Origin of the sequence: Streptomyces vietnamensis (assembly GCF_000830005.1) — a bacterium.
GTDB classification, from domain to species: Bacteria; Actinomycetota; Actinomycetes; order Streptomycetales; family Streptomycetaceae; genus Streptomyces; species Streptomyces vietnamensis.
Genome location: NZ_CP010407.1, coordinates 8803597 through 8830573, shown reverse-complemented (window position 1 = coordinate 8830573; position 26977 = coordinate 8803597). Strand labels below are relative to the sequence as shown.

20 protein-coding genes and 11 pseudogenes are annotated in these 26977 nt (G+C 68.7%); 19 read left to right on the top strand and 12 right to left on the bottom strand.

Annotated features, from left to right (window positions below):
* Positions 1 to 14 precede the first annotated feature (14 nt).
* Positions 15 to 392, top strand: coding sequence for a BlaI/MecI/CopY family transcriptional regulator (locus tag SVTN_RS39225; protein ID WP_245727835.1), 378 nt, complete (start codon positions 15 to 17; stop codon positions 390 to 392).
* Between the two features lie 27 nt (positions 393 to 419).
* A pseudogene (locus SVTN_RS39220) lies at positions 420 to 636 on the top strand (M56 family peptidase); the annotation flags it as partial.
* A gap of 249 nt (positions 637 to 885) precedes the next feature.
* Here SVTN_RS39220 and SVTN_RS45180 read toward each other — a convergent pair.
* The 3 genes from SVTN_RS45180 to SVTN_RS39210 form a co-directional block, all read right to left on the bottom strand.
* Positions 886 to 1056: a cysteine hydrolase family protein gene (locus tag SVTN_RS45180; RefSeq protein WP_218922702.1), complete on the bottom strand. Its 171-nt coding sequence runs from the start codon at positions 1054 to 1056 to the stop codon at positions 886 to 888.
* A gap of 100 nt (positions 1057 to 1156) precedes the next feature.
* Positions 1157 to 1459 (bottom strand): cysteine hydrolase family protein, encoded by a 303-nt coding sequence (locus tag SVTN_RS45175; protein ID WP_218922701.1) that lies wholly within the window; start codon positions 1457 to 1459, stop codon positions 1157 to 1159.
* Between the two features lie 48 nt (positions 1460 to 1507).
* Positions 1508 to 2434 (bottom strand): helix-turn-helix domain-containing protein, encoded by a 927-nt coding sequence (locus SVTN_RS39210; RefSeq protein WP_052499579.1) that lies wholly within the window; start codon positions 2432 to 2434, stop codon positions 1508 to 1510.
* A 165-nt stretch (positions 2435 to 2599) separates the two neighbouring features.
* On the opposite strand from SVTN_RS39210, the gene SVTN_RS39205 reads away from it, so the two are divergent.
* Both SVTN_RS39205 and SVTN_RS42880 read left to right on the top strand, forming a co-directional pair.
* Positions 2600 to 3505 carry an alpha/beta hydrolase family protein gene (locus SVTN_RS39205; protein WP_041133310.1) on the top strand — a complete coding sequence of 302 codons (906 nt, stop codon included), beginning with the start codon at positions 2600 to 2602 and terminating at the stop codon, positions 3503 to 3505.
* 204 nt (positions 3506 to 3709) lie between these two features.
* Positions 3710 to 4681 (top strand): annotated as a pseudogene (locus tag SVTN_RS42880) (IS481 family transposase).
* On the opposite strand, the gene SVTN_RS39200 reads toward SVTN_RS42880, so the two are convergent.
* From SVTN_RS39200 to SVTN_RS39190, 3 genes and pseudogenes are all read right to left on the bottom strand, one after another.
* Entirely contained in the window at positions 4678 to 5667 is a 990-nt protein-coding gene (locus SVTN_RS39200; protein ID WP_052499578.1) for a nucleotidyl transferase AbiEii/AbiGii toxin family protein, read from the bottom strand. The pseudogene SVTN_RS42880 and the gene SVTN_RS39200 sit on opposite strands and share 4 nt — an antisense overlap.
* Positions 5664 to 6257 carry a hypothetical protein gene (locus tag SVTN_RS39195; protein WP_041134755.1) on the bottom strand — a complete coding sequence of 198 codons (594 nt, stop codon included), beginning with the start codon at positions 6255 to 6257 and terminating at the stop codon, positions 5664 to 5666. The genes SVTN_RS39200 and SVTN_RS39195 overlap by 4 nt, the downstream gene beginning before the upstream one ends.
* Before the next feature lie 670 nt (positions 6258 to 6927).
* Positions 6928 to 7311 (bottom strand): annotated as a pseudogene (locus SVTN_RS39190) (transposase); the annotation flags it as partial.
* On the opposite strand from SVTN_RS39190, the pseudogene SVTN_RS46755 reads away from it, so the two are divergent.
* The 5 genes and pseudogenes from SVTN_RS46755 to SVTN_RS46745 form a co-directional block, all read left to right on the top strand.
* Positions 7292 to 7393 (top strand): annotated as a pseudogene (locus tag SVTN_RS46755) (hypothetical protein); the annotation flags it as partial. The pseudogenes SVTN_RS39190 and SVTN_RS46755 sit on opposite strands and share 20 nt — an antisense overlap.
* 733 nt (positions 7394 to 8126) lie before the next feature.
* A complete protein-coding gene (locus SVTN_RS39185; RefSeq protein WP_041133308.1) occupies positions 8127 to 9539 on the top strand; it encodes an erythromycin esterase family protein in 1413 nt (470 codons plus the stop codon).
* A gap of 393 nt (positions 9540 to 9932) precedes the next feature.
* Positions 9933 to 10784 (top strand): annotated as a pseudogene (locus SVTN_RS45040) (IS256 family transposase); the annotation flags it as partial.
* A pseudogene (locus tag SVTN_RS46750) lies at positions 10770 to 10949 on the top strand (IS5 family transposase); the annotation flags it as partial. The pseudogenes SVTN_RS45040 and SVTN_RS46750, both read left to right, overlap by 15 nt.
* Positions 10950 to 11092: 143 nt before the next feature.
* Positions 11093 to 11338, top strand: coding sequence for a hypothetical protein (locus SVTN_RS46745; RefSeq protein WP_425429068.1), 246 nt, complete (start codon positions 11093 to 11095; stop codon positions 11336 to 11338).
* A 13-nt stretch (positions 11339 to 11351) separates the two neighbouring features.
* On the opposite strand, the gene SVTN_RS39170 is transcribed toward SVTN_RS46745, so the two are convergent.
* Positions 11352 to 12044, bottom strand: a complete 693-nt coding sequence (locus SVTN_RS39170; protein ID WP_041133307.1) for a VOC family protein — start codon at positions 12042 to 12044, stop codon at positions 11352 to 11354.
* Positions 12045 to 12146: 102 nt separating this feature from the next.
* Here SVTN_RS39170 and SVTN_RS39165 point away from each other — a divergent pair, with 102 nt between their 5' ends.
* The 4 genes from SVTN_RS39165 (at position 12147) to SVTN_RS39150 (ending at position 16657) form a co-directional block, all read left to right on the top strand.
* The gene (locus SVTN_RS39165; RefSeq protein ID WP_041127257.1) at positions 12147 to 13238 is read left to right on the top strand and encodes an IS630 family transposase; all 1092 of its coding nucleotides are present in this window, start codon (positions 12147 to 12149) and stop codon (positions 13236 to 13238) included.
* A 40-nt stretch (positions 13239 to 13278) separates the two neighbouring features.
* A complete protein-coding gene (locus SVTN_RS39160; protein ID WP_041133306.1) occupies positions 13279 to 14049 on the top strand; it encodes an IS5/IS1182 family transposase in 771 nt (256 codons plus the stop codon).
* A gap of 686 nt (positions 14050 to 14735) precedes the next feature.
* Positions 14736 to 15917 (top strand): PP2C family protein-serine/threonine phosphatase, encoded by a 1182-nt coding sequence (locus SVTN_RS39155; protein WP_041133305.1) that lies wholly within the window; start codon positions 14736 to 14738, stop codon positions 15915 to 15917.
* Between the two features lie 278 nt (positions 15918 to 16195).
* The gene (locus SVTN_RS39150; protein ID WP_245727833.1) at positions 16196 to 16657 is read left to right on the top strand and encodes a hypothetical protein; all 462 of its coding nucleotides are present in this window, start codon (positions 16196 to 16198) and stop codon (positions 16655 to 16657) included.
* A 28-nt stretch (positions 16658 to 16685) separates the two neighbouring features.
* On the opposite strand, the pseudogene SVTN_RS39145 reads toward SVTN_RS39150, so the two are convergent.
* Both SVTN_RS39145 and SVTN_RS42860 read right to left on the bottom strand, forming a co-directional pair.
* A pseudogene (locus SVTN_RS39145) lies at positions 16686 to 16949 on the bottom strand (transposase); the annotation flags it as partial.
* 10 nt (positions 16950 to 16959) lie between these two features.
* A pseudogene (locus SVTN_RS42860) lies at positions 16960 to 17724 on the bottom strand (IS5 family transposase).
* Between the two features lie 226 nt (positions 17725 to 17950).
* Here SVTN_RS42860 and SVTN_RS39130 point away from each other — a divergent pair.
* From SVTN_RS39130 to SVTN_RS39115, 4 genes and pseudogenes are all read left to right on the top strand, one after another.
* Positions 17951 to 19309 carry a DUF1254 domain-containing protein gene (locus SVTN_RS39130; protein WP_052499574.1) on the top strand — a complete coding sequence of 453 codons (1359 nt, stop codon included), beginning with the start codon at positions 17951 to 17953 and terminating at the stop codon, positions 19307 to 19309.
* A 399-nt stretch (positions 19310 to 19708) separates the two neighbouring features.
* Entirely contained in the window at positions 19709 to 20800 is a 1092-nt protein-coding gene (locus tag SVTN_RS39125; protein ID WP_041133302.1) for a PxKF domain-containing protein, read from the top strand.
* 191 nt (positions 20801 to 20991) lie between these two features.
* Positions 20992 to 21557, top strand: a pseudogene (locus SVTN_RS42855) (IS5 family transposase); the annotation flags it as partial.
* Positions 21558 to 21822: 265 nt separating this feature from the next.
* Positions 21823 to 22663, top strand: a pseudogene (locus SVTN_RS39115) (IS5 family transposase).
* Between the two features lie 9 nt (positions 22664 to 22672).
* Here SVTN_RS39115 and SVTN_RS39110 read toward each other — a convergent pair.
* Together SVTN_RS39110 and SVTN_RS39105 are read right to left on the bottom strand one after the other, a co-directional pair.
* Complete coding sequence (locus tag SVTN_RS39110) at positions 22673 to 22870, bottom strand: hypothetical protein (protein ID WP_041133301.1); 198 nt, start codon at positions 22868 to 22870, stop codon at positions 22673 to 22675.
* A 148-nt stretch (positions 22871 to 23018) separates the two neighbouring features.
* Positions 23019 to 23543, bottom strand: a complete 525-nt coding sequence (locus tag SVTN_RS39105; protein ID WP_041133300.1) for a P-loop nucleotide/nucleoside kinase family protein — start codon at positions 23541 to 23543, stop codon at positions 23019 to 23021.
* A gap of 128 nt (positions 23544 to 23671) precedes the next feature.
* Here SVTN_RS39105 and SVTN_RS46740 point away from each other — a divergent pair.
* A pseudogene (locus tag SVTN_RS46740) lies at positions 23672 to 23822 on the top strand (DNA cytosine methyltransferase); the annotation flags it as partial.
* Between the two features lie 319 nt (positions 23823 to 24141).
* On the top strand, positions 24142 to 24390 hold the full coding sequence (locus SVTN_RS41330) for a hypothetical protein (protein ID WP_052499573.1): 249 nt from the start codon (positions 24142 to 24144) through the stop codon (positions 24388 to 24390).
* Positions 24391 to 24816: 426 nt separating this feature from the next.
* Here SVTN_RS41330 and SVTN_RS39095 read toward each other — a convergent pair whose 3' ends face one another.
* Positions 24817 to 26880 carry a SpoIIE family protein phosphatase gene (locus SVTN_RS39095; protein ID WP_041133299.1) on the bottom strand — a complete coding sequence of 688 codons (2064 nt, stop codon included), beginning with the start codon at positions 26878 to 26880 and terminating at the stop codon, positions 24817 to 24819.
* Positions 26881 to 26977 lie beyond the last annotated feature (97 nt).

Here is a 26977-nt window from a genome sequence, read left to right as displayed (position 1 = left end):
AGGTTGGCAGGATAGTGGGTACGTCGCGGCGGCGTGGGCAGGGCGAGTTGGAGGCCCAGGTGCTGGCCGCGCTGCGGGCGGCCAGCGGGCCCGTCACCGCGGGTATGGTGCGGGAGCTGCTCGGCGGCGACCTCGCGCACACCACCGTCATCACCATCCTGACCCGCCTGCACGCGAAGGGCGCCGTGTCGCGCAAGCGCGCGGGCCGGTCGTTCGAGTGGACGGCGGTCGCGGACGAGGCGGGGCTCGCGGCGCTGCGGATGCGCCGGGTCCTGGACGGCGAGTCCGACCGTGAGGCGGTTCTCACGCGCTTCGTCACGGGACTGTCGTCGGAGGAGGAGCAGCTGATGCGGGAGCTGCTGGCGCAGGCCGAGGAGGAGAGGGAGGACTGACGCCACGGGGTCTTCGTCTTCCTTCCGCTGGTGCTTCCGCTGACCGCCTGGCCGGTCGCGAGGCTCGCCACGCACCGTCTGCACCCGCGCACGGCGACCCGGATGCTGACCGCGGTCGCCGCCGTCCTGGCCCTGTGCAGCACGCTGTGCCTGGCGCTCCTCATGGTCGTCGGAGCCGCCCAGCTGCCGGGGCAACCCGCTCCCCGACGCCTGGTCCGACCCCGAGGTGCGGGCGGCGCTGCCGTAAGCCCGCCCGGGTGAGGATCCTCGGGAGGCAACGGCCCGCGTGCGTCGATTGACGCGCGCGTCAGCACGGAGGAACCAACCTCATGAGACATCACACCTTGTATTGACCACGAGCGTTGTTGACAGTGATCTCGATCCAACCAAGCGCGTAGGTTGGGTTCCCTTCGGCGAAGAGCCTGTCACTGTCGCGGTGTGGGAGGGTGTCGCCGGGCGGAGGCTGGGAGTAGAGGTCGCAGACAGGCGGAGGTCAGAGCCCCATCAGGGCGGCCAGCCCCTGGCCCCTCGGGGATGTCCAGTCGACCGCCAGTTCGGAGATGATCTGTGCCGTCGAGGTGATCACGGCGCCGGCCTGCTCTATGCGACGTAGCGCGGCGTCGTCGCCGATCTTGGTGAAGGATGCCGACGCGTCGGTGACCACCTGCACTTCGTACCCCCTCGTCGAGCATTTGGAGGACCGGGAACACGACGCAGACCTCGGTCGTGATGCCGGCGACCACGAGCTTGCGTCGGCCGGTTTTCTAGACCGCCTCGTTGAAGTTCTCGTCGTGCATCGCGTTGACGATTCCGGTGCGCTTGATCCGGTCGGCAAATGCCTTTGGTGCGATCTCTTCGAGTTCCGGTACCAGCGGCCCCTGCCTGCGGTCCTCCTGGCTGGAGGTCAGTACCAGCGGCATGCCGACGGCGGTGGCGATCTCGGCCAGGTTGAGAGCGCTCTTCTTCACATCCTCGACGTCGTGCGAGTGCGTCCAGGACACAGTGCCGGTCTGGTGGTCGATCAGCAGCATCGCTGCGTTGTCCGCGGTGAACACCTTGCTGTGCATCGTTCCCGTCCTCTCCTGATGGTCGCTGTGCTGCCTTCACGGTTCCGGTTAGTCGTCGGTGCGGGGGGCGTCTTGCCGAACACCGGGCCGCCGAACGTTGCTCGTCCTGCCGGGGGAGCGCTCGGCTGGCTCGGGGACGTGGTCGGCGGCCCAGCTGGCCAGGATGCGCAGCGCGTCTTCGGAGTCGCTGCCCGGCTCGGCGCCGTAGGCGAACAGGATGAGGCCGTCGGCGGGCAGGTCGAGGGATTCGTAGGCGAGGTGAAGGGTGCCGACCACGGGGTGGTGGATGGCTTTGGCGCCCTGGTGGTACTGGCGGACGTCGTGGCCGGCCCAGCGGGTACGGAAATCGTCACTGCGGGTGGACAGCTCACCAATGAGGTCGGTGAGGTCCTTGTCGTAGGGGGCGCGGCCGGCCTGGGCGTGCAGGAGAGCGACCAGGTTGTCGGCGGCGCTTTCCCAGTCGCCCCAGAACTGGCGGGAGCGGGGGTCCAGGAATATGAACCGGCCATGGTTGGGGGTGGCTCCCCCGGCAGCTTCGATCATGGGGGCGTACAGGGCACGGCCGAGGCTGTTGGCGGCCAGGACGTCACCACGGCCGTTCAGGACGAACGCCGGACAGGCCATGGAGTCCAGGAGACGCTGCAGGTTCGGCCGCACCGAGGCGGCGGCCGCCCGGCGTCGGCGTCGACGTCCCGGACCGGCGGCGCGGGCAAGATCCTCCAGATGGGTGCGGTCGTCCTCACTCAGCCGCAGCGCCCGAGCGAGGGCGTCAAGGACCTGGTCCGACACTCCGGACAGGTCACCGCGCTCCAGCCGCGAGTAATACTCGACGCTGACCCCGGCGAGCTGCGCGACCTCGGCGCGCCGCAGTCCCGGTACCCGACGGGGGCCATGGGCGGGCAACCCCGCCTGCTGCGGGCTGATCCTGGCGCGGCGGGAGGTCAGAAACTCCCGGGTCTCGGCTGCATTGTCCACGGTTTCCAGGTTAGGGCGACATCTCGGAGCCATCCCGGAATGAGGGGTGCCCTGCCAGTACACCTTTCATCAGTGGCTTCTCCCCAGCCCGAAAGTTACGTTCTTATGACCGAAGGAAATACCAGACGATCTCACCACGAAACAGAAAGAGAAAGAGATACTGTCATGGCGGATATTTCGGAGATGGTCAAGGGGCTGGCGAAGGGCCTCAGCAGCCCGGTGCGTGCGCCGATCCTGCACACGCCGGACGAGTACGGGATGGCATACGAGGACGTCACGTTCCCATCCCTGGATGGCACCCCGCTGGAAGCGTGGTGGATCCCCTGCCCGGGCTCGGACAAGCTGATCATCGCCAACCACCCGATGCCCATGAACCGCTACGGCTTCCCCTCGCACCTGCCCCCGTGGCAGTTCGTCCCCGGCAACACCATCGAGGTCAACTACATGCGGGAGTACCAGCACCTGCATGAAGCCGGTTACAACGTGCTGACCTACGACGCACGCAACCACGGCCAGAGCGGCGACGCCAATGGCTTCATCTTCACCTGGGGCCAGTTCGAGTCCCGCGACGTGGCCGGCTCACTGCGGTACGCCAGATCCCGCCCCGACGCGGCCACCATGAAGGTGGGCCTGCTCAGCCGCTGCATGGGCGCCAACGCCACGTTCATGGCGATGACCCGGCATCCGGAGCTCTTCGCGGACGTGCACGCCCTGGTCGCCATCCAGCCGATCTCGATGCGCGCGATGGTCGAGCGCAACCTTGAGGCGATGGGGATCGCGGACCAGTTCGAGGCCGTGGACCGGGAGGTGGAACTGAACCTCAGCTTCACCATCGACGAGGTGTCGCCGATCGAGTACGCCAAGAACTGCCAGGTGCCCACCTTCATCACCCAGGTGCATGACGACGCACTGACCAAGCCCTCCGACGTGCAGGCGATCTTCGATGCCGTCCCCGTCGGCGACAAGAAGCTGTTCTGGATCGAGGGCAGCACCCGGCGCTGGGACGGCTACAACTACTTCTCCGAGCACCCCGAACGGCTGGTCGAGTGGTTCGACAAGCACGTGAACTGAACCCATGGCACCCTCGGGCCGCCTGAACGGCCCGAGGGTGACGCACAACGGCGCAAGTCTCCACCGCCGCTACAGCAGCGACGCAAACATCCCGGTTTCACGCGTCTCGTGTGCAGCCCTCACGAGGCTCCCGAGGCGGGGTCAGACGGGGCTTGGCCGAGGTCGGCGGCGGCGCCCAGCCCATACATCACCGCAGAGGTCTTCTTGTCCCACCCCAACGCCCGGCTGACCGCCCACGGCAGACGGCTCCTCATCGACCGAGTCCGAGCCGACAGACCCGTCGCCCACGTGGCCGACGAGATGGGCATCTCCCGCGCTACAGCCCACAAGTGGGTCCGCCGCTGGAAAGCCGAAGGCGACGCTGGCCTGCACAACCGCTCCAGTCGGCCACGGACGATTCCTCGCCGATACCGAGACCCGCATCTGCGAGCTGCGGCGTGACCGGAAACTCGGCCCAGCGAGGATCGGCCCGATTCTGGGACTGCCCACCTCGACCGTCCACCGAGTCCTGACCCGCAACAACCTGAACCGTCTGCGCTGGCTGGACCGACCCACCGGCCAGGTCATCCGCCGCTATGGGCGGTCACACCCGGGTGAACTGGTCCACGTCGACATCAAGAAAGCTCGACAACATCCCCGATGGCGGCGGGCATCGGATCATGCCCCGCCAGCAGGCCGCCGGCAACCGGCAAGCCACAACCGAGGTCCGCAAGGGGGGCAGTCCTGTGATCGGTTACAGCTTCGTCCACATGGCCGTCGACGACCACTCCCGGCTCGCCTACAGCGAGGTCCTGACCGACGACGCCAGGAGACCGCCGCGGCTTTCGGGGGCGCGCCAACGCCTTCTTCGCCGGGTACGGCATCAACGTCGAGCGAGTCATCACCGACAATGGCTCCTGCTACAGGTCCAGGCTGTTCGCGCAGATCTTGAGCGACGCCGGCATCATCCACAAACGCACCCGCCCCTACCGCCCGCAAACGAACGGCAAGGTGGAGCGCCTGAACCGCACCCTGCTCGACGAATGGGCCTACGTACGCCCGTACTCCAGCAATGCCGAACGCACCGACGCCTTGGCGGAATTCATCCACACCTACAACCATCACCGCGGCCATACCGCACTCGGTGGTCAGCCGCCCATCAGTCGAGTCAACAACCCTGCGGGTCAATACACCTAGGCCGTCCTCATTGCCGGAGCAAGGGCGGCCAGTAGACGGGCGCCGAGGTCACGCCGGGCGGCCTCGGTGTCCGGGTGGGCGTCGTCGAAGCCCATCCAGTCGACCTCGCGGACGGCGCTCTCGAACATTGCCAGGTTCAGGGGCTCGTCCGGACGGCCCGGCCACTCGTCCGCCTCGCGCAGCACCGTCTCCAGGAGGGACAGGGGCAGGGTGCAGCTCTCGGCGAGGAGGACCGCGTCGTACAGGTCCTTGGCCTGCGGATACATGTCGCAGCTCAGCCACATGAGCTTCCAGGCCAAGGACGATTCCCTGTCCGCGGCCAGCAGGCGGACCCCCGCGACCTCGGCGGGGCGGGGAGGGGTCGGGAGGCGCTCATTGAAGACGAAGTCGAGCTGGACCTGGCCGCCGGGAAGCCCGGGGACGGTCCACGGCAGGACCAGACGGTGACCAGGTACCCGTTCGTAGGTCCAGATGTACTCGGACACGGCTCCGGCCGCCGAGATCGACAGGTCCGTCCCACGATCCTCGGCGAGGCGCTCGGCCGCCGCGGCGATCCCGTCGAGCATCGTCCGGGTCCGGGCCTCCTCGATGCGCCAGGTCTCGGGGACGACGACGAAGTCGATGTCCTTCGGGGCGCGGGCGGCGTCGCCGAACCAGGCCCCCATCAGCATGCTGCCGCGCAGCACGAGGGAGCCGGCCCACGGCGACCCGGCGACGGCCGCGAGGACGAGCTCCAGCGCCGCGCGCCGGGCCGTCTGCCAGCGGGCCCGCAGCTCTGGGTCCTCGACGACCCCGTCGGCGGGCCGGAACGCCTCGTCGAAGTGCTTGAGGGCGGGGTCGAAGATGCGGTGCGGCGCGGCCACGTCGCCGACTCCCGCGGTCAGGGTCTGCGGAACCTCGGTCCTGCGGCACACACGGTCGGCGATGGGCTCGGTGACGCTGTCGGGCCCGTCAGGGATCGACGGCGTCCACTGCTTCTCGTTCATACGGTCTCCTCCAGCCAACCCTCATCCCACGACAGATCGCTGTCGGAGACCACGAATTCCCGCTCCTCCGCCACCGGCTCGTGTCCGGCGGCGATCAATGCGCCGACGAGCGCGTCGCAGGCGCGCCCCGCCGCGTCCGGGGGGCCTGGGTGACGCTGGGTCACGAAACGCTCGTGCCGCCCTCCCAGCCCCGGCAACACTCGGCGGGCGTTCCACGACACGTGCGCGCCGTGGGGCATGACGAGGTCCTCAAGCGCCGCCCGGTCGTACGCGGCGGGCAGCGCCAGCTTGACGTGGTGCTCGTAGTAACCCCCGCCAGGGCCCGCGGGCTCCGCGCTCCACGGCACCGTTTCCACCTTGACCCGAGCCGGCTCGAAACCGGCCTCCCGCAGCCCGGACACCACCGCCGGATGACCTGCGCGGCCGCGCAGGGTCAGCATCGGCTGGACCGGCGTGCGGCCACGCGCGAGGATGATGGTGGTGACCTTCAGGTCCCGATCCGCCGCCCAGGCGCCGAGGCGGGTCAGCTCCCCCTCGCTCCGGCACCGCACTGTCACATGCGTCTCGAAGACGTCGTCGGCCTCGTTCATCCCCACCCCTGGAACCCCTCGCGTATCACCGCGAGTCTGTCAGACGAGCCGCCGGGGGCACCTCCGAGTTTCCGTCCAGCGGGCCGTAGGTCACAGCCGACGACGATGGGAGACCGGGAGTGAGGACGGAGCGGATCGATTGGCGGCCGATCCGCAGGCGAACTGAGAGGCCGTGCGACGGCTGGATTGGCCGCCCCCAAGTCCGGCTCTCATGCCGGTTCGGAAGCGGGAGCCTCGGGCTACTCCAGGGGCCGAAGGTGCTCCGCGAGATGACGAACGGGCGGAAGGCAGGGTGTCTTCCGTTTCGCCTCCACCAGAGCAAGGCAGGCATGGCGGAACGGTAGCCGGATGGGCGATCGCGTCGTCCTGGACATCACCGGCGGGATGAGGAGGCCGTGCGGGACGTCGCGGTCGAGGCCGCCTGGTGGGCGACCTCAAGCACACCGAAGGTCGGCGTATCCCTGGGGAGCCCGGGGCCCCTATGTGTTTGGTCAAGGTGGTGGGTGCCGGGCGGGAGGCCGTCTGGCACTCTGCCTGCCATGAACGATGAAGCGTGTGTGGAGGAGTCGGTCGATGAGGGCATGCGTCCGTGCGTCTTCTGCAATCACCCTGTCGTGATCGACTGTCTCGACGAATGGGACTGCCCGGTGTGCGGCGTGCGCGATGAGGATCAGGCTGAGGCGGCGGGTCGGGACTCGTAGAAGGTTCCGTCCCGGAGCATGGCGAAGAGGACGTCGGCCCGGCGTCGGACGAGGCAGAGCAGGGCCTGGGTGTGGTGCTTGCCCTGGGCGATCTTCTTGTCGTAGTAGGCCCGCGATGCCGGGTCGCCCAGGGCGGCGAACGCGGAGAGGAAGAAGGCCCGTTTGAGCTGCTTGTCCCCTCTCGGGGACGGCTGTTCACCGCGGATCGATGAACCCGAGCTCCGGGTCGCCGGGGCGAGGCCGGCGTAGGCGGCGAGGTGGCCGGCGGTCGGGAAGGTGCTGCCGTCACCGACCTCGATCAGGATCCGGGCTCCGGTCCTGACGCCGACTCCGGGCATCGCCGTCGGCCCCGGCCGAGGCTCGGCGGCCGGTTCGATCGTCGCGTACGCCATGGGCATCACCGACCTCGCCCCGATCCCGCACGGCGTGCTGTGGCTCACTGCCAGGTGTTGGTGTGGGCTGCGGTGAGGAGGCGTTCCCAGGTACGGGGTGTGCCTCCGTGCTGTTCGGAGAGCGTGGCGGCGATTCGGCTCTTGGGTGTGCCGCCGGCCGAGGCGAGGGTTTCGCGGGCGGTTTCGAGGCGGGGTCGCCTTCGTAGGGGTGCTGGCGGGGGCCTTGGGGTTCGCCAGCGCGGTGGCCGCCGCCTTTGCTGCGGTCGGGGGCGTTGTCGCGGTGGTCGAGGACTTCGTGGCGGGTCCAGAGGAGGGTGCCGTAGCGGGTGGTGCCGCGGGAGAGGTGGCCCTGGGGGCGTAGGCCTGGGCGGTGGAGGGGGTGGTGCCGAGGATGTCGGCGGTCTCTTTGTCGGTGAGGAGGTCGTCGGGGTGTTCCCCGCTGGGCAGGGGAGGGACGGGCCTGCCTGCGAGGTAGGCCTCGGTCTGGGCCAGGTCGTAGAGCAGGAACCGGCTGCCGGGCAGGAGGCTGGGGACGTGTTCGCGGAAGGCGGGGGCGTCGCGTCGCCGCCAGGTGGCGAGGAGCCAGCCGAGAGGGGCAGGGGCGGATCGCCGGTCGCCGCTACCTCCTGAACTCAAGCAAGACGACCTCCTTCCCCCCTCACGACCGGGACCGGGGTCCCAGCCTCCCGTTCCTCGATGGGTGTAGCTGACTCCCGGGCCGGTCGGGGGGTGCACTGGATGGTTCGGGGTGCCCTCGCGCGGCGAGAGTTGGGGCCATGAACACGCACAAGGTCCTGCTCGCTGCCCTGCTCGTCCCGCTCGGTGCCACCCTGGCCGTCGCTCCGGCCGTCTCTGCCGCCACCCCACCTGCCCCGGCCGCCGCATCGGTCTCCGCCGACGCTGCCGCGCCCGTCGGTCCGGAGGAGGTCGTGGCCGCCGCGTTCCGCTCGCCCGAGGCGGCTCTGGGCCGGGTGGCTCACCCGCTGCGCACTACCGAGCCTCGTGGTGGTCTGGCTGACCTGCGCCCGTTCGGCCGGATGGTCGGCGACGCCCGGGTGGTGGGCCTGGGCGAGGCTACCCACAGCTCGCACGAGTTTTTCACCGTCAAGCACCGCATCTTGCGGTACCTGGTCGAGGAGAAGGACTTCCGGGCCTTCGCCCTCGAAGCCCCGTGGAGCACCGGACTGCGGCTCGATGCCTACCTCCTGCGTGGCGAGGGCGACTTGAAGCAGATCATGGACGAGGAGTTCCAGGGCACTTACCAGTGGTGGAACAACGCCGAGTACCGCGATCTGCTCCAGTGGATAGGCTCGTACAACGTCAAGCACCCCAATGACCCGGTCCGCTTCGTCGGCGACGACGGCGGGTTCGCCGGCGCGGAGCTGTACGACAAGGTGAGCGCCTACGCGGCTGCGGCCCGCCCCGAACTCACCCCGCAGCTCACCGAGCTGTACCGGGGCCTGCGGCCCGCCACCGACGCCGAGACATACGTCAGCGACTACCTGTCGAAGCCGATGGCCGAACGCAAGGAGCTCGCCGAGCGGACCGGCCGGGCGGTGGACCTGCTCAAGCAGCGGCCCGGCACGGGCGCCGACGCTGACGCGCACGCCTGGGCCGTCCAGCACGCCACCGCGATCCACCAGATGACCACGCTGTTCGCCTTCGACTGGGACGACCCCCAGAGCATCCCTGACATCATGCTCTACCGCGACCGGATCATGGCGGAGAACGTTGCCTGGTGGCAGCAGCAAACCGGCGACAAGGTCGTGCTCGCAGCCCACAACGGCCACATTGCCCTCAAGACCTACATCCCCGGCGCCTACCCGAAGGTCCAGGGCGACTTCCTGCGCGAGCAGCTGGGTGGCGGCTACCTCAGTGTCGGCCTCACCTTCGACCACGGCTCGTTCAACGCCTTCGGCTCAGACGGCGACGTCCACCGCTTCACCGTCGGCCCCGCCGCGCCCGGCACCGCCGAACACACTCTCGACCGGGTACGGTACCGCGACTTCGTGGTGGACCTGCGCAACGCCCCGGCGACAGCCCGCGCCTGGCTCGCCGCGCCGCGCACCGTCAAGAACATCGGCGCCACCTATCCCGGGATCGCGGACGCCCCGCAGATCCAGCTCTCGGAGTCGTACGACGTCGTGATCCACCTCCAGCGAGTGGAGGCGGCCCGTCTGCTCAAGTAGCACCGGGCTCGCGCGGTGCAGCGACGGCGCGGTAGGTCGGCCCGGCCGGCCCGACGTCCCGCGCCGCCGGCAGCGAGCGTGCTCCTGGCCGGAGCGCGCGACCACTCCCTCACGCAGTCGCTTTCCTTCGCGGCATCGGCCTTCCTGTGCGTGCTCCTGCTCCGGTTCACCACGACGCGGGCCTCGCCGCCCACCACCGACGACCGGACTCCACCGCGCACCACATGACCTGCCCCCCAGCCCTTTTCTCCCGGGCGGGGCCGTGTCTGGCGGCGAGGCAAGGGTGCGCTGGAGGCGTACCTGGCGGGCGGGGAAAGCCCATGGGCCGGTGAGGTGGCCACGGGTGGGACTGTAAATCGTTCGGTGTAACTCCCGATCATGGAGGACGCATCGATGACCAGTGAGAACGTGACCGAGACCGAGACCGAGACCAGCGAGGCGGTAGAGCCGCAGCCGGCAAAGACGGTGGACGAGCGGCTGATCGACGAGCTGGTGTCCCGGGCCCAGGCCGAGGGCCTGCAGCTGACCGGCGAGGGCGGGCTGCTGCAGCAGCTGACGAAGCGGCTGCTGAAGTCCGCCCTGGAGGGCGAGATCACCGACCGTCTCGGGTATGACAAGCACGACCCGGCCGGGAAGAACGGCGGCAACTCCCGCAACGGCACCCGCACGAAGACCGTGCTGACAGACGTCGGTCCGGTGGAGATATCCGTGCCCCGCGACCGCGACGGCTCGTTCGAGCCGAAGATCGTCAAGAAACGGCAGAAGCGCCTGACCGGCGTGGACGAGATGGTCATCTCGCTGTCCGCGAAGGGCCTGACCACCGGCGAGGTCCAGGCCCACCTGGCCGAGGCCTAGGGCGCCGACGTCTCCCGCCAGACGATCTCCACGATCACCGACAAGGTCCTCGATGGCATGGCCGAATGGCAGGACCGGCCCCTCGACCCCGTCTATCCGGTGGTGTTCATCGACGCGATCCACGTGAAGATCCGCGACGGCGCCGTCGCCGACCGGCCGATATATGTGGCTCTGGCGGTCACCGTCGAGGGCCGGCGCGAGATCCTCGGTTTGTGGGCCGGGGACGGCGGCGAGGGCGCCAAGCACTGGATGCACATCCTGACCGAGATCAAGAACCGCGGCGTGAACGACGTCCTGATGCTGGTCTGCGACGGTCTCAAGGGGCTGCCCGACGCGGAGGGTGCGATCGTGTGGGACTTGAGCGTCGACTCCACAGTGTGCCGTGCCCATCAGCATGCGGCTGGGGCCCGCAAGCGGGGAGACCTGCAGAAGGAACCACCGGGCGGTGTCCATGAAGAGCCCTGTGATTACGGGCTTGGGCGGTCGCGCGGTGGGTTCACCACCAAGCTGCACCTGGCCGTCGAACAGGGACAGAAGCCCATGTCGATCGTGGTGACCGTCGGGCAGCGCGGGGACTCGCCGCAGTTCGAACCCGTGCTGGAGAAGGTCCGCGTGCCTCGCATCGGGCCGGGTCGGCCACGCGTCCGTCCCGATCGCGTGCGGGCCGGGCGTATGCCTCCCGCAGGAACCGCGCCTACCTGCGCCGACGCGGGATCCGCTGCACCATCCCCGACAAGGCCGACCAGGCGCGCAACCGCAAGAAGTGCGGCTCTCTCGGTGGCCGCCCACCCAAGTTCGACGCTGAGGACTACAAGGCTCGGCACGCGGTCGAGTGCGGCATTAATCGCCTCAAAAGACATCGTGCTGTGGCCACCAGATACGACAAGCTCGCGGTCCGCTACGAGGCAACCGTCCTCGTAGCGGCCATCAACGAGTGGCTGTGACCAGCACGTTGTGTCAGCTTTCTCGGCCTTGCCATGTGGTGACGCAGGCTTCGTTTCCCTCCAGGTCGGCAAGCACCCAGAAGGCCGGGGCACGGCTCGCGGACACGAGTCGACCCCCAGCTGCCAGCGCGGCTTCGATCCGCCGAGGTGCCTCGTCATGCGGAACACTGATGTCGATGTGGATACGATTGCGCTGCGGACGCGCGCGGTCCATTTGCTGGAACCAGATGGCCGGGCCCTGCCTGATCGGGTCGACGAGCGGATCCTCCGGCCCCTCGGCGCCCGCCTCATCCGTATAGCCCAACACCGCCTTCCAAAACGGTCGAATCCCGGAGATGCTTAGGGCATCGATTGCGATCTCCAGAACCTGAACCGACCGTAGTGCCCCTGTTCCGAGTCCGGGATCCGGCAGAAACCCTGACTTGCCAGCGGTGGCAGAGATCCGACGCGCGAGCTCGATATCCCGGGTAGTAACCGCTGCATGGTCCAGCGACTGCAGAGTGAAGACCGTCAGATCGGGGCGGACATCAACCCGGAGATGGCGATCGGCATCGTCGCCACACACCGCGACAGCGTCCGCTGCCAGGCTGATTGCTTGAGCCAACGTCCCCACCAGAACCGACGTTTGCAAGGCGCCCAGCAAGTAGCGCCACCCGTGATCTCGGACTGCCTCCGACGCTTCCTGCCGACTCAATATCTGCTCCATGACCGCATCCTCGCAGCACCACCGTCCCCGCCGCCCAGTACTTCCGACACACGCCCTAATCTTCTGAGTCAGGAATTCTGTTCAGATGTATAGGCTTGCCCTGTGGCGCGTACTGGGCGGCCGAAGGCCGAGTTGATCCTGTCCAGCGAGGAACGGACTGCGCTCGAGGGGTGGGTGCGGCGCCGTTCCACGCCGCAGGCGTGGGCTCTTCGCTGCCGCATCATCCTGGCCTGCGCGGAGGGCGCTTCGAACAAGGATGTCGCGGCCCGGCTCGGCTCGACGCCGCATGCGGTGGGCCGGTGGCGGGCGAGGTTCGTCGAGCACCGGATCGCCGGCCTGGGCGACATGCCCCGCCCGGGCGGCCCTCGGACGGTGACCGACGAGCAGGTGGCCGCACTGGTCACCAGGACGCTAGAGGCGGCACCGAAGAACGCGACCCATTGGTCGACGCGGTCGATGGCGAAGGAACTGGGCCTGTCGCAGTCGACCGTGTCGCGGGTCTGGCGGGCGTTCGGCCTGCAGCCGCACCGCTCGGAGTCGTTCAAGCTGTCGACGGATCCGTACTTCGTCGACAAGGTCCACGATGTCGTCGGCCTCTATCTGGACCCGCCCGAGCGGGCCCTGGTCTTCTGCGTGGACGAGAAGTCGCAGATCCAGGCCCTGGACCGTTCTCAGCCGGTGCTGCCGATGATGCCCGGAGTGCCGCAACGCGTCACGCACGACTATGTCCGGGCCGGCACGACCACCCTGTTCGCCGCTCTGGAGGTCGCCACCGGCAAGGTCATCGGCTCCCTGCACCGGCGCCACCGGGCCGAGGAGTTCAAGAAGTTCCTCATCAAGCTCGACAAGGAAGTTCCGGACGGCCTCGCCGTCCACCTGGTGCTGGACAACTACGCCACTCACAAGACACCGGCGATCAAGACCTGGCTACTGGCCCACCCTCGGTTCCACCTGCACTTCACGCCGACCGGGTCGTCCTGGCTCAACCTGGTGGAGCGATGGTTTGCCGAGCTGACGAACAAGCGGATACGGCGAGGCGTCCACAAGACCGTCCAAGCCCTGGAGCAGGACATCCGGACCTGGATCGCCGCTTGGAACACCGACCCCAGGCCCTACGTCTGGACCAAGACCGCGAACGAGATCCTCGAACGCCTCGCCTCATATCTGAACAGAATTCCTGACTCAGAAGACTAAAGCGTGTTGCAGAAGGCTTCGATTCGGGCATTTCCCCTGTATGCGTGGGGTGTTGAGGGCTGAGCCGTTGTGGGTGGAGACGTTCACGGGTCTGCGGATGCGCCAGTTCGAGCGGCTGCTGAAGGTCGTGCGTGAACGGGGCGGGAACGGGCCCGGCGGCGGCCGGCCGTGGTGTCTGCCACTGGCCGACCGGGTGCTGCTGGTAGCCGTCTACTACCGCACGAACCTCACGATGCGGCAGCTCGCGCCGCTGTTCGGCGTCTCGCCGGCGACGGTGTGCCGGGTCATCCAGCGGCTGCGACCGCTGCTGGCGATCGAGCCGACAACCCGCCCGGACGACGCGGTCGAGCGGCTGTGGATCGTGGACGGCACCCTGATCCCGGTCCGCGACCGGAAGACCGGCGCGTCCTCACGCAACTACCGGTTCTCGGCGAACGTGCAGGTCATCATCGACGCCGACACCAAGCTGGTCATCGCCGGGGCCCGTCCGGTGCCCGGCACCACCGCGGACGCGAAGGCCTGGCGGGGTTCCGGCCTGGCCGCCGTCTGCGAGGGCGTGACCGTGCTGGGCGACGGCGCCTACATCAACACCGGGCTCGTCGTCCCGCACCGCAAACGCCCGGGCCGGGCCCTGCTGCCGGGCGAGGAGGAGGACAACGCCGAACACCGACGGGTCAGGGCCCGCGTCGAACACGCCTTCGCCCGCATGAAGCACTACAAGATCCTGCGCGACTGCCGCCAGCGCGGCAACGGCCTCCACCACGCGGTCCAAGCCGTCGCCCACATGCACAACCTCGCCCTGGCCGCGTGAGCAGGACAGCTCCGAAACCGGCCCTGACCTGCCCGGACACAACCTTCTGCAACACCCTTTAGAGCCTGAGGCTTGTGCACAGGCATCGGCCCGGGCGGGGACGCTGCGAGATGCCGGTGCCGGGCCGGCCGGATCGGCCGGATCGGCATCTGCTGGGAGCGGTGGGTGAACAGGAGTGTCTCGATCTGCCAGGCGGCCGTCGCCCCATCTGGTATGTCGAGGTCCCCCGGGAGCGTCGGGGGGAGGACCCCTTCATCGGCCGCGTACCCGACGAGCATGTCTCCTCCTGCTTGCCGAGGGCGCCGCTCCGTGTCGCAGGGCCCTCTGCAGAGCAGCACGGCAGAGGGCAGCGAATTCATTATCTTCTGATTTCTGTCGGATAAGGAGATCGGGATGCACGGGAGTGGCGCAGGCGTAGAGGCCGACAGAACCAGGTTCCTCCGCCTCCCGGGGCCACGCGGGGAAAGCGGTTCATGGCGTGATCATCTTGCCGGAGCCGCCAATCGGGGTGGCGGTTTGGACCCTGCGGTAAGGGCCGGGTAGACGCGGAACGGGGGGCGGCTCCGCTGATCTCCAGGAGCCGTGTGACCTGCCGCCCGGGCGCGTGACCAGGTCGGCGCCCGTGGGGACGGCTACGCTCGGTACCTGGTGGGCCGTGCCTTGTGCGCCGGCGGAAAGGCTTTGCCATGGAGTCGCGCGAGAAGGTGTTGTCGGATCTGATCACCGATGCGCGCCTGGTGGCGGGGCGGGAGCTTGCCGGGCTCGTGTTCCGGACGGGCCGGCTCCTGGGCCTGGACGGCACCTGTATGTACGTGACCGACCTGCAGCAGACCAGCCTGGTGGCGCTGCCGCAGCCCGTGGCGGCCGAGCCGCGGATGCTGGACATCGACGGCTCGCTGGCGGGCCTGGCCTACCGCACGGAGCGGATACAGCGTTCGCGGGACGGCGGCACCGTCTGGGTGCCGATGATCGACGGCATCGAGCGCCTCGGCGTACTGAAGGCCACTGCACCAGATCTTGACGAGGGCCTGATCGGGTGGTGCGAGGCGCTGGCGAGTGTGGCGGCTCTACTGCTGGTGTCGAAGTCGTCGCACAACGACCTGCTGACCGAGGCGGAGCGGCGCCGGAAGATGACGGTGCAGGGCGAGCTGGTGTGGGCGTTCCTGCCGCCGCGCACGATCGGGACCGCGCGCGTGACGTCGTCCGCGGTGCTGGAGCCCGCGTATGACATCGGCGGGGACGCGTTCGACCACAGTCTCACCGAGGACGCGCTGCACCTGACGCTGCTGGACTCGATGGGGCACGACCTCGCATCCGGCGGCGCGAGCGCGGCCGGCCTCGCCGCCTGCCGGGCCACACGCCGCTCCGGCGGCACCCTGGCGGACATCATTCCGGCGATCGACACCATCTTGAGCGAGTGGTTCACCGACCGGCTCATGACCGCGGTGATCGCCCACCTGAACGTCCTGGACGGCACGTTCACCTGGGTCAACTGCGCTCACCCGCCGCCGCTGCTGATCCGGGACGGCCGGGTGCTGCCGCGCATGCTCGAGCGGGAGCCCGATCTGCCCCTCGGGTGGGCCTTCCACACCGCCTCCCCGCCGACGGTGCACCGCACGCGTCTGCAGCCCGGCGACCGGGTCCTGCTCTACAGCGACGGCGTCACCGAGGCCCGCTCCACCCAGGGGGGCCTCTTCGGCGAGGAGCGGCTCGCCGACACCGTCATCCGCGCGATGGCCGCGGGCGATCCGGCTCCGGAAGCCTTGCGCCGTCTGCTGCAGGAGCTTTTGAACCATCAGGACCAACACCTCCGGGACGACGCCACCATCGTGCTGGCCGAGTGGCACCCCGGCCCCGACAGACCCTGATGCGAAGCAAGCGCCTCCCCCGGTCCTCATGCCGCGCGAGCGATCGCCGATGGCTTCACGGACAGGTGGCCCACCGTGGCGGTCAGTGCGATGGCGCAGCTTCCGTCGTGTCGGCGTACTCGTTGAAGTGCTCAGCCAGGTACGGATGAACATGCTCAGCTTCGTGAACGTCAGGATGTCGGTCGTGTGGTGGGAAACCTCAGGGCGGTGAGCCCTTGCCGTTGACGGCAAATCGAACGCATGATCGACTCATGCGAGGCGCCTTCGACGATGTCCCATTGACCAAGCTCTTCCCCCGCCTGTCGCCTGCCGACGTGAAATCCCTGGAACACACCGCTCGTGCAGTCGATGCGGCTCGCGCGCACGGAGACAAGGCTGAGTGGGAGTGGGCACTGGATCACGCGGTCTTCCCGGGCCCGCAGCCGTGGACGCCCATCGTGCTTGGCCTGGATGTCATTGAGCATGCGGACGGGGGTGATCAGCTGGAGTTCCTGCTTCAAATCGTGTGGTCAGACTTCGGCCGGCTCGCGGTCGACGCGGCGGTGAACGTGGCCTGCTGGTGCGACACCGATCACGCTAGCCATGACGTCGACGCCCTCAGGCTTGTTGTCGGTGAGGAGACCTCACTGCCCCGCGCCTTCAAAGCTGGTGCTGAGCGACTGATCGGATGGCTCACCGACCCTCGCGACGCGGATTTCTGGCGAGCCCGAGCGGCTCTGCCTCCCCGCCAGCCCGCCTAACTGGGTCTTTCGTCCCTGGATTTGGTCTTCACGTGCCTCGCCAAATGGGTGTGTTTCCCCCGGCGAGGCGGCGGGTCATGAGGCTGATCATCGCGACGTGAATCATGGCTTCAAATCGGGCCGGGAGGGCTTCGCAGTCGCGGGCCAGGCGGCGATGGCTCATCAGCCAGCCCAGGGTGCGCTCGACGACCCAGCGGCGAGGCTGGACGACGAACCCCTTGGTCGCGGGGTCGCGACGGACGATGCCGACGTCGATTCCCAGGGCGGCGCCGTGTTCCACGACGGTGTTCTTACTGATCGTTTCAGAATGATGTTCGCAGGCGGCGGAGGCATATGAGGCTGCAGGCCAGTTCGAGCAGGCCCTGGTGGAGATCGGCGCGTCGCTCGTATCGGATGCGGAGCCGTTTGAACCGGTGCAGCCAGGCGAAGGCGCGCTCGACCACCCAGCGCACCTTGCCCAGTCCCGAAGCGTGGGCAACGCCGCGGCGGGCGATCACGGGTTTGATGCCGCGTTTCCACAGCACGCGGCGGTATTTGTCGAAGTCGTAGCCCCGGTCCGCGTACAGACGCCGGGGCTTGCGGCGAGGACGTCCCCGCCGGCCCCGGATCGATGGGATGGCGTCCAGTAGCGGCAGGAGTTGGGTGACGTCATGACGGTTGCCGCCGGTCAGCGTCACGGCGAGCGGGGTGCCGTGGCGGTCGACGATCAGGTGGTGCTTGGAGCCGGGACGGGCACGGTCGACGGGTGAGGGGCCGACGTGATCCTCCCTTGGAGAGCCCGGATGTGCGATCCGTCCACGGAGCAGTCGTCCAGGTCCAGCAGGTCGGCGCGGCGAAGTTCGGTCAGCAGGGCGGCGTGCAGACAGCGCCAGGCGCCGACCTCGGTCCAGTCCCGCAGTCGGCGCCAGGCCGTCACCCCAGAGCAACCCACGGTTGCATGGGGCATCACACCATCGGCGCCGATTTGGTGGCATCTGTCCCGGGCGGACAGGGCTGATTCTTGGTGCCGGAGCTGCTTGCCGCTGAGGCGCGGGGCTCGGTGTACGGAGGCTGTCCTGGCGCCGCAACGAGCGGATACGGCCGTCAGGCTCCGGGTTTGCCTCTGGCTCATCGATTGGGCCGCGGCACGGCAGTCGTCGTCGGTCAGCCGCAGTGTTGTCGTGGTGATGGCGCGATGCCGGAGGATTGAATTCCGTTTGGGAAAACCGTTCACAATCGGCTTGTTCTGTAGCAGCGGTGTGCCCATACCGGACAGTAGCGTCACTCTTCCGACACACCGGAAGAGACGACGGCATGGCCTCGACGCACCACCCCAAGCATCACGCGCAGGCTGCGGCAACGGACGTCTACGTCTTCGGCTACGCGCAGATCATGATGGAGCTGACCCGTCGGCTGCAGACGAACACCGTGAAGGTGAACGCGACGCAGGCGCCCACCAACCAGTTCTGTCAGTACGACGCGCCTCCCACGCCGGAGATGAAGAACGTGGTGCGGCCCAACGTGGACACGCTGTACTCGCAGGCGTGGATAGACCTGGCGGCCGAGCCGATGGTGCTGGCGGTGCCGGTCATGGACGAGGGCCGCTACTGGCTGATGCAGTTAATGGACGCCTGGTCGAACACCTCCTTCAAGTCGCCCAGCAGCACCAGGCCGCTCGGCGCCCCGACCACCGATCCGTCCTCCGGCGCCCAGGTCTACGCCTACGCGCTGACCGGACCGGGCTGGGAGGGCGAACTCCCCGACGACGTCCATCAGGTACCCATGGAGACCGACACGGTCTGGCTGATGGGCCGCATCGAGATGTTCAACACGGGCGACGACGTGGACAACGTCACCGCGTACCAGAGCCTGATGCGGCTGCTGCCGCTGAGCGCGTGGCCCGACCAGGGCACCTACGTCCCGCCGGACGGCACCTACGACCCCATCGTCTCCATCGCCCCGCCGTCGGAGCAGATCAACGCCCTCAGCGGTCCGGACTTCTTCGCCCAGATGATCGAGCTGCTGCCCACCACCCCGCTCAACCCGCCGGACCCGGCCATGAGCGCCACTCTCGCGGAGCTGGGCGTCTACCCTTACGACCCCGCCAAGCTCCCCGACGCCCAGGTCCTGGACCGGGCCAAGGAGGAGGGCCTCAAGCTCATCACCAACCACAAGGGGCCCGCCCCGATCAACGGCTGGACCTTCGTCACGACCGACATCGGCTACTACGGCACCGACTACCTGCAGCGCGCCTACGTCGCCATGTTCGGCCTGGCCGCCAATCTCCCCGAGGACGCCCTCTACCCCAGCACCGGCGGCCCCTCGACGGACAGCACCGGCAAACCGATCCCCTACACCCTCACCTTCCCCGCCGACCAGCTGCCGCCCGTCGACGCGTTCTGGTCGCTGACCGCCTACGACGCCGACAGCTTCCTGGTCGCCAACACCGCCGAGATCTACTCCGTCGGCCACTTCACCGCCCCCGCGCCTGACTCGGACGGCGCGGTCACCCTGTACATCAGCGCCGTCGCGCCCGAGGACGACTCCGTGGACAAGACGAACTGGCTGCCCATCCCCACCAGCGGGAAGTTCACCGTCACCCTGCGGCTCTACGCCCCGCAGACCGACGCGATCCCCGCCGACTGGCCGCCCGCCCTCACCAGGGCCGAGTAGCCGACCTGCCGCACGGCAAGCCCCGGCCATGCCCCGGACGAAGGCCCGGACCCCGGTCTTCGTCCGGGCTGCCGCCATGAGCTCTCGACGGGACGCCTCCCGGCGCCATCTCAAACTACTGACAGTACGTCATGTCACCTTATTTCAATGAGCTTTGAGAAAATTCAGTCTATCCCGGGAAAGCTGTAGAAAGATCTCTTTTGGTAGCGCACCGCAAGCGCGCCACTCCTGTGCGTTTCCGCCTTCGGTCTCCGGCTTGATCCGGATGCCGACCGCAGGACGGCGGATCGAGGGGCGGCGTGCACTGTGCGCCGTCGTCGACGGCTGCCGCCCCGCTGCTAGGTGGCATTCCGCCGGAACCTGTCGTACGACGGTTCCCGACCCCGATGGAGAGCTCTCATGTCCCGCACCACCCGCTCCGCGACGCCGACCCGCCGCAGACGCCGCCCGGTCGCGCTGCTCGCCGCGACGGCCACCGCGTTCGGCCTGCTCGCCTTCGCGAGCCCCGTCCACGCGGATTCCGTCATCCAGGTCTCCGCCCCGGCCGGGCCGGTACAGGCGGGCACTGCCTACACCGTCACGGTCCAACTGCCCAACGCCAGCCCTGATCAGCGGAACAACGCCCCCCAGGTAGACCTGAACCTGTCCGGTGCCGCCGCCACGGTCACCACCGCGACCACCTCGGTGTGGGACTGGTCCTGCCAGATCAACAGCGGGACGGGCGTCTACTGCTGGAACCTCGCCGCCATGACCACTCCCGCGACGATCACCCTCACCGTCCTGCCCACCGCCGGCGGCACCGTGGCCGTCCATGCGAACGCCCTCGGCCTCTCCAACAACGTGGTCGGGTCCGACAGCGGCAGCACCGAGGTCACCGCCCCGGTCCAGGCCCCGGCCCTCACCGGCGTGAGCCCCTCCTCCGGCCCCGAGACGGGCGGCACCAGCGTCACCCTCACCGGCTCCGGCTTCACCGACGCGACCGCCGTCCACTTCGGCTCCACCGCCGCCACCTCGTTCACCGTCCTCTCGGACACCCAGATCATCGCCACCACCCCCGCCGGCACCCCCGGCACGGTCGACGTGACCGTCACCACCCCGGCCGGCACCAGCGCCACCGGGATCGCGGACCAGTTCACCTACGCCCCCGTCTTCCCCTTCGCCGGATTCTTCGCCCCCGTGCACAACCTGCCGGACATCAACTCCGTCAACGCCGGCCGCAGCATCCCGATCAAGTTCTCCCTCGGCGGCGACAAGGGCCTCAACATCCTCGCGAACGGCTCACCGCGGTCCCAGCAGACCGACTGCGGCACCGGAAAGGTCGACACCATCGAGACCGGCACCGCCAGCGTCTCCGGCCTCACCTACGACGCGGCCTCCGGCACCTACACCTACGTGTGGAACACCGACAAGACCTGGGCCGGCACCTGCCGCACCTTCCACCTCACCCTGACCGACGGCACCGACCACACCGCCGCCTTCAAGTTCAAGTAGCCACCAGCCCCTCCGCGGACTCACCACATGCCCCACAGCTCCGACTGGTTCCACCGGTCGGAGCCTTCGGGAATGCTCGGATCGTTGCTGTTTCCGCAGCAGCGGCAAGGCGGAACGTGCTCGATGGGAACACTTCCCGCCACCGCTGGTTCCTGGCGAGCCGTCACATAGCGCCATGTGATGACCCACAAGTAGGTTGCTCTGGGGTGACGGCCTGGCGCCGACTGCGGGACTGGACCGAGGTCGGCGTCTGGCGCTGTCTGCACGCTGCGCTGTTGACCGAACTGCGCCGCGCGGACCTGCTGGACCTGGACGACCGCGCCGTGGACGGATCGCACGTCCAAGCCCTCAAGGGAGGGACCATGTCGGCCCTTCGCCCGTCGACCGCGCCCGCCCCGGCTTCCAGCAGCACCTGATCGTCGACCGCCACGGCACCCCGCTGGTCGTCACGCTCACTGGCGGCAACCAACATGACGTCACCCGGCTCATACCGCTCTTGGAGGCGGTCCCGCCGATCCGTGGTCTGCGGGGGCGGCCCCGGCGGCTGTTCGCCGACCGGGACTACGACTTCGAGAAGTACTGCCGCCTGCTGTGGAAGCGCGGCATCAAGCTGATGATCGCCCTACGGGGCGTCACCCACGGCTTTGGACTCGGCGAAGTCCGCTGGGTCGTAGAGCGCGCCTTCGCCTGGCTCCACCGGTTCAAGCGCCTCCGCACCCGCTACGAGCAACGTGCCGATCTCCCTCAAGGGCTGCTCGATCATCCGCCTGCGGCGTCTTCGAAAGTCATCCTGAAACGATCAGTTAAGAGTATTTTGTCCCGGCAGGGGTGTTTGATGGCCTCTAGGGTGGGCGACCTGCCTGTAAAGGTTGAGGCGGGTGGTCGCCTTCGTGGCATCTGTGGCGGGTGACAGCAATCGAGGGTCCGTTTCAGTCCCTTCGCTCCCGTCTGATCCCAAGGCGCCCCCGCTCACCCCCGTTTGCACCCTGTGGTCGAGGGACTGGTCCCGGCACTACCGAAACATGCGCCGACAGCGACCGTATCCAAGTGACCTGTCCAATGCCCGATGGGAGTTGATGGAGCCCATCCCGTCGGCCTGGCGGGCCGAGCGGAGAGGAAAGGGCCTGGACATAGGCCGACCGCCCGAGCACGATCTGCGGCGGATCATGGACGCGGTCCTCTACGTCGACCACACCGGCATTCCCTGGCGCTACCTACCGCACGATTTCGCGCCCTGGGAGACGGTCTACGGCTACTTCGCCGCCTGGCAGAAGGACGGGCGTCTTCGACCAGCTCAACGGAGTTCTGCGGCGACGGGCACGCGAAGCCGAGGGCCGCAACCCCGAAGCAAGCGCATGCGTGCTGGACGCCCAGAGCGTCAAGACCTCCGCGAACGTGCCCGCAGCCAGCCAGGGCATCGACGCGGGCAAGAAGATCGCCGGCCGCAAACGCCACATCGGCGTCGACGCCCTCGGCCTTCTCCTGGCCGTCTTCGTCACCGCAGCCAGCGTCTCCGACAACGCCGGCGGCATCCAGGCGCTCTCACAAATCTCGGAGAGCCACCCGCGTGTCACCAGGGCCTGGGCGGACACCGGCTACCGCACCAAGGCCATCGACCACGGCGCCCGCCTGGGCATCGACGTCGAGGTCGTCCACCGCGACCCCGGCCAGCAGGGCTTCAAAAGCATCCCGCGGCGTTGGGTCGCGGAAAGGACATTCGGCCGGCTCATGCACCACCGCCGCCTGGCACGTGACTACAAGACCCACCCACACCGATCCGAAGCCATGATCCGCCTCGCGATGATCGACCTGATAAGCCGCAGACTCACCCGGGAATCCACCCCGAACTGGCGTGAGCTCTAGCCAGAGGCTTCACCTCTCGTCGGATGCTTGACGCAAGGCGATGAAACGCCAGTCGAGGAGGTCCACGCACTCATGAATCCCCGGCTTCAGGCCGGTGGCGCACTCGCGCATCACCAAGATGGCCTGCACATTACGACCGGCGGCGATCAGGCGGTCCACCTCCTGCTGCCCCTCGGCCGAGAGTCGGCCCCACAGAGAATCGTTCATTCCCGCATTGAACCGCCTGATCAAGCCAGCGGTTACATCGCCTGCATCGGCTGGTCAGAAGGACCTTTACCAAACACCCCTGCCGGGACAGAACGCACTTTTAGTGCAGGCATGCTCGGTACGGCTGAGTTGTCGTGGGTCGCAGCCGTCAAGCGAACGATGGCCACCGGTCGGCGGCCCACTCCCGCCAGCCGACCCAGCCGGGCGGCGGGCCAGCGACCCTGCGGCCCTCCAGCTCCGCTGCGTCGGGCTCCTCAAAATGCGCCTGTCCGTGCAGGATGTCGGCCTCGGACATCGGCAACGTCTCCTCGGGGACGGTCACCCGGCGGTGGGCGATACGGGCGCGTTGGGTCTCGTCGTCCACCGGCAGGTAGACCATGCGGAAACACGCTTCCTCGGCCTCCACCAGCCAGCGGATTGCAGACCGTTCGTCGCGTGACCAGCAGCCGTAGTCCACGACGACGTTGGTGCCAAGTTTGACCGCCTCCAAGGCGAGCCAGAGCATGCGCCCCTCCAGCACGTCGCGCTTCCCGTCCGCCTCCGCCTCGCCGAACAAGGGAATCATCCAGTCGTCGGGCGTCAGACGCAGCGCGCCGTGCTCCGCAGCGAGCTGCCGAGCCCGCGTGGTCTTTCCGGCCCCTGGCAGGCCGACCATCAGGAACAACGTAGTCACACCCAGATCGTGACAGGGAAGCCAATCAGACGACCACCGCTTATCCGCCCGATCACGGGCCGAGCCACAAGACCACGGTGACAGCGCCGTGGAAGACGAAGGCGCGCTTGTCGTAGCGCGTAGCCACGTCCTTTCCCGCCGACTACCCCTGGCAGGGCAACGAGGAGCCAGCAGCTCTCCCAGATCGGCAACGCGGTCCCGCCGAGGCTCGCCGCCCGTCTCCTCGTCCCGCACCTCGACCGCGCCCTCAGCCCGGACGACTACACCCTGGCCGCCTGATGCCCCATGTCCTCGCCCCTTCCGAAAGCCGGAACTCCGGGCGCGATCAATGGTCGGGCGAGGGCGCGGCGGGGCCGAGCGGGGTGCCGGCGGTGCTGCGGCTGCCTGCTCGCTTTGGCCGCTGGGCTTGTGCGTGGCGGGCCGTTCGCCGGGTCGCAACTGGAGAGCGTCCGGGTCGATGCGCCGCTTGTCGCGGGACCACCGGCGGGCGCCGGTCTTCGGTGTTCTTGCCCGGCCTCGGCCGGGTGGCCATGCGGCGCCTCCCTTTGCTCGTCCTCGTCCACGATCTCGGCGTTCACGACAGCGGTCGGCAGCCGCGTTGCGTACCCGGCTGCTGGATGCCCGGCTGGAGTTCCGTACCCGCGAGGCCCTGCGGGCCTTGGAGCGGACGTACGGGGAGATCGACGACTCGGACGGACTGATCGGGGACGTCGCGAACGGCCTGGCCGAGGCCACCCGGAGGGCCCGCCTGACCGCCCGGCCCGATCCGGTGGAGACCGCCGGGTGGTTCTTGAGCCACCTGCTGGACGACGCCAACGACGCCACGGACCTGTTCGACTACCGGTAGGTGCTGGGTGAGCCGGGTATGGCCCGGGCCCACCCCTTGGTGGTGGCCGCCTGGCGGGCCAACCCCAGGGGGTGGGCGGAGAAGTCCTCATGGAACGTCTCCTGAAGGCGGACGGCGGCAGCGTGGACGCGCTGATCACGATCCACGCTGCGGGCCTCGCCCGGAACGGCCACGCCCACCTCTTGATCGCCAGGGAGCTGGAGGCGGCGGGCCGCACGATCGAGGCCGTGGAGTGGGCCGAACGCGGCCTGCGGAGGCCGAGTCCGCCTGGGGACCGGACGAGGAACTGGCCACCTTCCTCTGCGAACGGTACGCGCGGGCCGGCCACCCGGCTGACGTGGTCACCGTCCGCCATGACCTGCGGCGGGCCGCCTCCCGCCGGCCGCGTACCAGCAGTTGCCAAGACACACCAGACTCGACGCCCCCTCATCGGGCGCGGCGGACGCGGGCGAGGACCAGAACCGCGTCGTCGGCCGGCTGGGCGGGCAGCAGGCTCGCGAGGATGCGGTCCGCCGTTGCTTCCAACGGGCCTGGGGGCCCGCCCAGTTCGGCGCGCAATGTCTTCAGACCGACCTCGAGGTCCGCGCCTCGTGTCTCGATGAGGCCGTCGGTGTACAGGGCGAGACTCGCGTTCCCGGGGAGTTCGATCTCGATCGTCCGGAAAGGACAGCCGCCGACGCCGAGAGGGATTCCCAGGACGTCGTCGATGGTCTCCACTGTGCCGTCCGGCCGGAGTACCAGGGGCGGGGGGTGGCCGGCGCTGGCGATGCGGGCTCCTCCGCTTTTCGGGTCGTAGACGATGTACAGGCACGTCGCCAGCTCGATGCCGGCCTCCTGGGCGCATGCGTCGAGCTCGGTGAGGAGGTCGTCGGGCTCGCTGTCGTGCCTGGCCAGAGCCTTGGCGGTGATACGAAGGCGGCCCATGGCTGCGGCGGCCGACACACCGTGCCCCATCACGTCGCCCACCACCAGAGCGACTCGGCCGTCGGACAGGCTGATCACGTCGTACCAGTCTCCGCCGACCTCGGTGATCCGACTGCCGGGTACGTACCGGTGGGCCACGTCCACGTACGGGCTGGTCGCCAACGCGCTGGGCAACAAAGCCCGCTGCAGGGTGAGGGCGATGTCCTGGACGCGGCTGTACAGACGGGCGTTGTCCAGGCAGATCGCAGCCCGTGAGGCGAGCTCACCGGCGAGGCTGACATCGTCCCGGGTGAAGGCCGGCCGGCCCGTGGACCGGCCGAACATGGCGATTCCCTGGACCGTGCCCCTGGCGATGAGCGGGGCGACGAGGACGCAGGCCAGCCCGCTCTCGGCGAAGAGCCGTGAGCGTGACTCGATGAGGACGGTCCGGGCCAGGAGCTCCTCGTTCACCACGGCGGAGATGGCGCGACCGGTCCTCAGCATGTCGTGGATGACGGAGCCGGGCGGATACCGCACCGTCTCCACCCCGCTCACGAGTTCGGTGGCCGGAGGGGGCAGGATCGTCCCGGAGGCGATCCTGCGGGTGAACAGCGGTCGCGCCGGATCAAAGTCCTCTGCCTCGTCCTTCCACTCCACGACTTCGACCACGGCGCCGTCGCAGAAGTCCGGCATCGAAGCGTCGACCAGCTCCTGGGCGGTGACGTTCACGTCCAGGGTGGTCCCGATGCGGGTGGAGGCCCCGTCCAGCAGAGCCAGCCGTCGACGGCTGGCGGTGGCTTCCAGGATGGCCTGTTCCCGGTCGGTCACGTCCAGCATCAGCCCGCCCACTCCGGGGCGCGAGCCGACCGCCTGGCTCAGGGGGAAGAAACTCACCGACCGCACCTGATCACGGTCCGGATGCCCCCGCGGACGCATGCCCACCAGGGTCCCCACGACCGGTGCTCCGCCCAGGGCGACGCCGCGGAGCATGCGCTGGTACTCGCCACCGTCGGACATGATCATGATTTCGTCCATGCGCCGCCCGAGGTGGGCCTCGATCGGCAGACCGTCCATGTCGGCGAGCGCCTGGTTGAGGTGGACGTACCGGAGGTCCTGGTCGAGCATGACGAGACCGATGGGGCACGTCTCGAAGAGGGCGTCGAGGAAGGCGAGGTTGGTCTTGACCCGATCGAGCTCGTCACTACGGCTCGCCAGGACCACCACCACCGAAGGTCCGCCGGATCCGGTCACGGAGAAGGCCCGGAAGCCGCAGTCGAAGACGGTGCGGTCACGATGCCGAGCCGGCAGCCGCCCCCTCCAGTAACCCTGGGTCCGGCCTCGCTCGGTCAGCCAGGAGCACGGATCGGGGGTGCCCGGGGGTCCGTCGGCGAAGAGAACGGCGCCGGGCTTCGACAGGACGGCGGTGGCGTCATATCCGAAGAGGTCCCGCGCGCCGGGCCCCCAGTAGCAGACGAGGTCCCCGTCATCGAGGCCGAAGACGGCCACGGGCACGTGCTCGAGCAGCGTCCCCGGCTCGGACCAGAACGGGCCGTGGGTCTCCTCGCCCCCCGGCCGAGCCGATGGCACGAGATGTCCCCTTCCACTCGCCGTTCCACCCATTATCCGGACACCACGGGCATTCCGCGGCACGAAGTGCGCCGTGGCGAGGACTGGGCCGAGAGAA

Bases quoted from the DNA above. Each gene is read 5' to 3' on its own strand.
- SVTN_RS45175 (WP_218922701.1), bottom strand. From the start codon at position 1,459: ATGCACAGCAAGGTGTTCACCGCGGACAACGCAGCGATGCTGCTGATC.
- SVTN_RS39205 (WP_041133310.1), top strand. From the start codon at position 2,600: ATGGCGGATATTTCGGAGATGGTCAAGGGGCTGGCGAAGGGCCTCAGC.
- SVTN_RS39200 (WP_052499578.1), bottom strand. From the start codon at position 5,667: ATGAACGAGAAGCAGTGGACGCCGTCGATCCCTGACGGGCCCGACAGC.
- SVTN_RS39195 (WP_041134755.1), bottom strand. From the start codon at position 6,257: ATGAACGAGGCCGACGACGTCTTCGAGACGCATGTGACAGTGCGGTGC.
- SVTN_RS39185 (WP_041133308.1), top strand. From the start codon at position 8,127: ATGAACACGCACAAGGTCCTGCTCGCTGCCCTGCTCGTCCCGCTCGGT.
- SVTN_RS39170 (WP_041133307.1), bottom strand. From the start codon at position 12,044: ATGGAGCAGATATTGAGTCGGCAGGAAGCGTCGGAGGCAGTCCGAGAT.
- SVTN_RS39160 (WP_041133306.1), top strand. From the start codon at position 13,279: ATGCGTGGGGTGTTGAGGGCTGAGCCGTTGTGGGTGGAGACGTTCACG.
- SVTN_RS39155 (WP_041133305.1), top strand. From the start codon at position 14,736: ATGGAGTCGCGCGAGAAGGTGTTGTCGGATCTGATCACCGATGCGCGC.
- SVTN_RS39130 (WP_052499574.1), top strand. From the start codon at position 17,951: ATGGCCTCGACGCACCACCCCAAGCATCACGCGCAGGCTGCGGCAACG.
- SVTN_RS39125 (WP_041133302.1), top strand. From the start codon at position 19,709: ATGTCCCGCACCACCCGCTCCGCGACGCCGACCCGCCGCAGACGCCGC.
- SVTN_RS39110 (WP_041133301.1), bottom strand. From the start codon at position 22,870: ATGAACGATTCTCTGTGGGGCCGACTCTCGGCCGAGGGGCAGCAGGAG.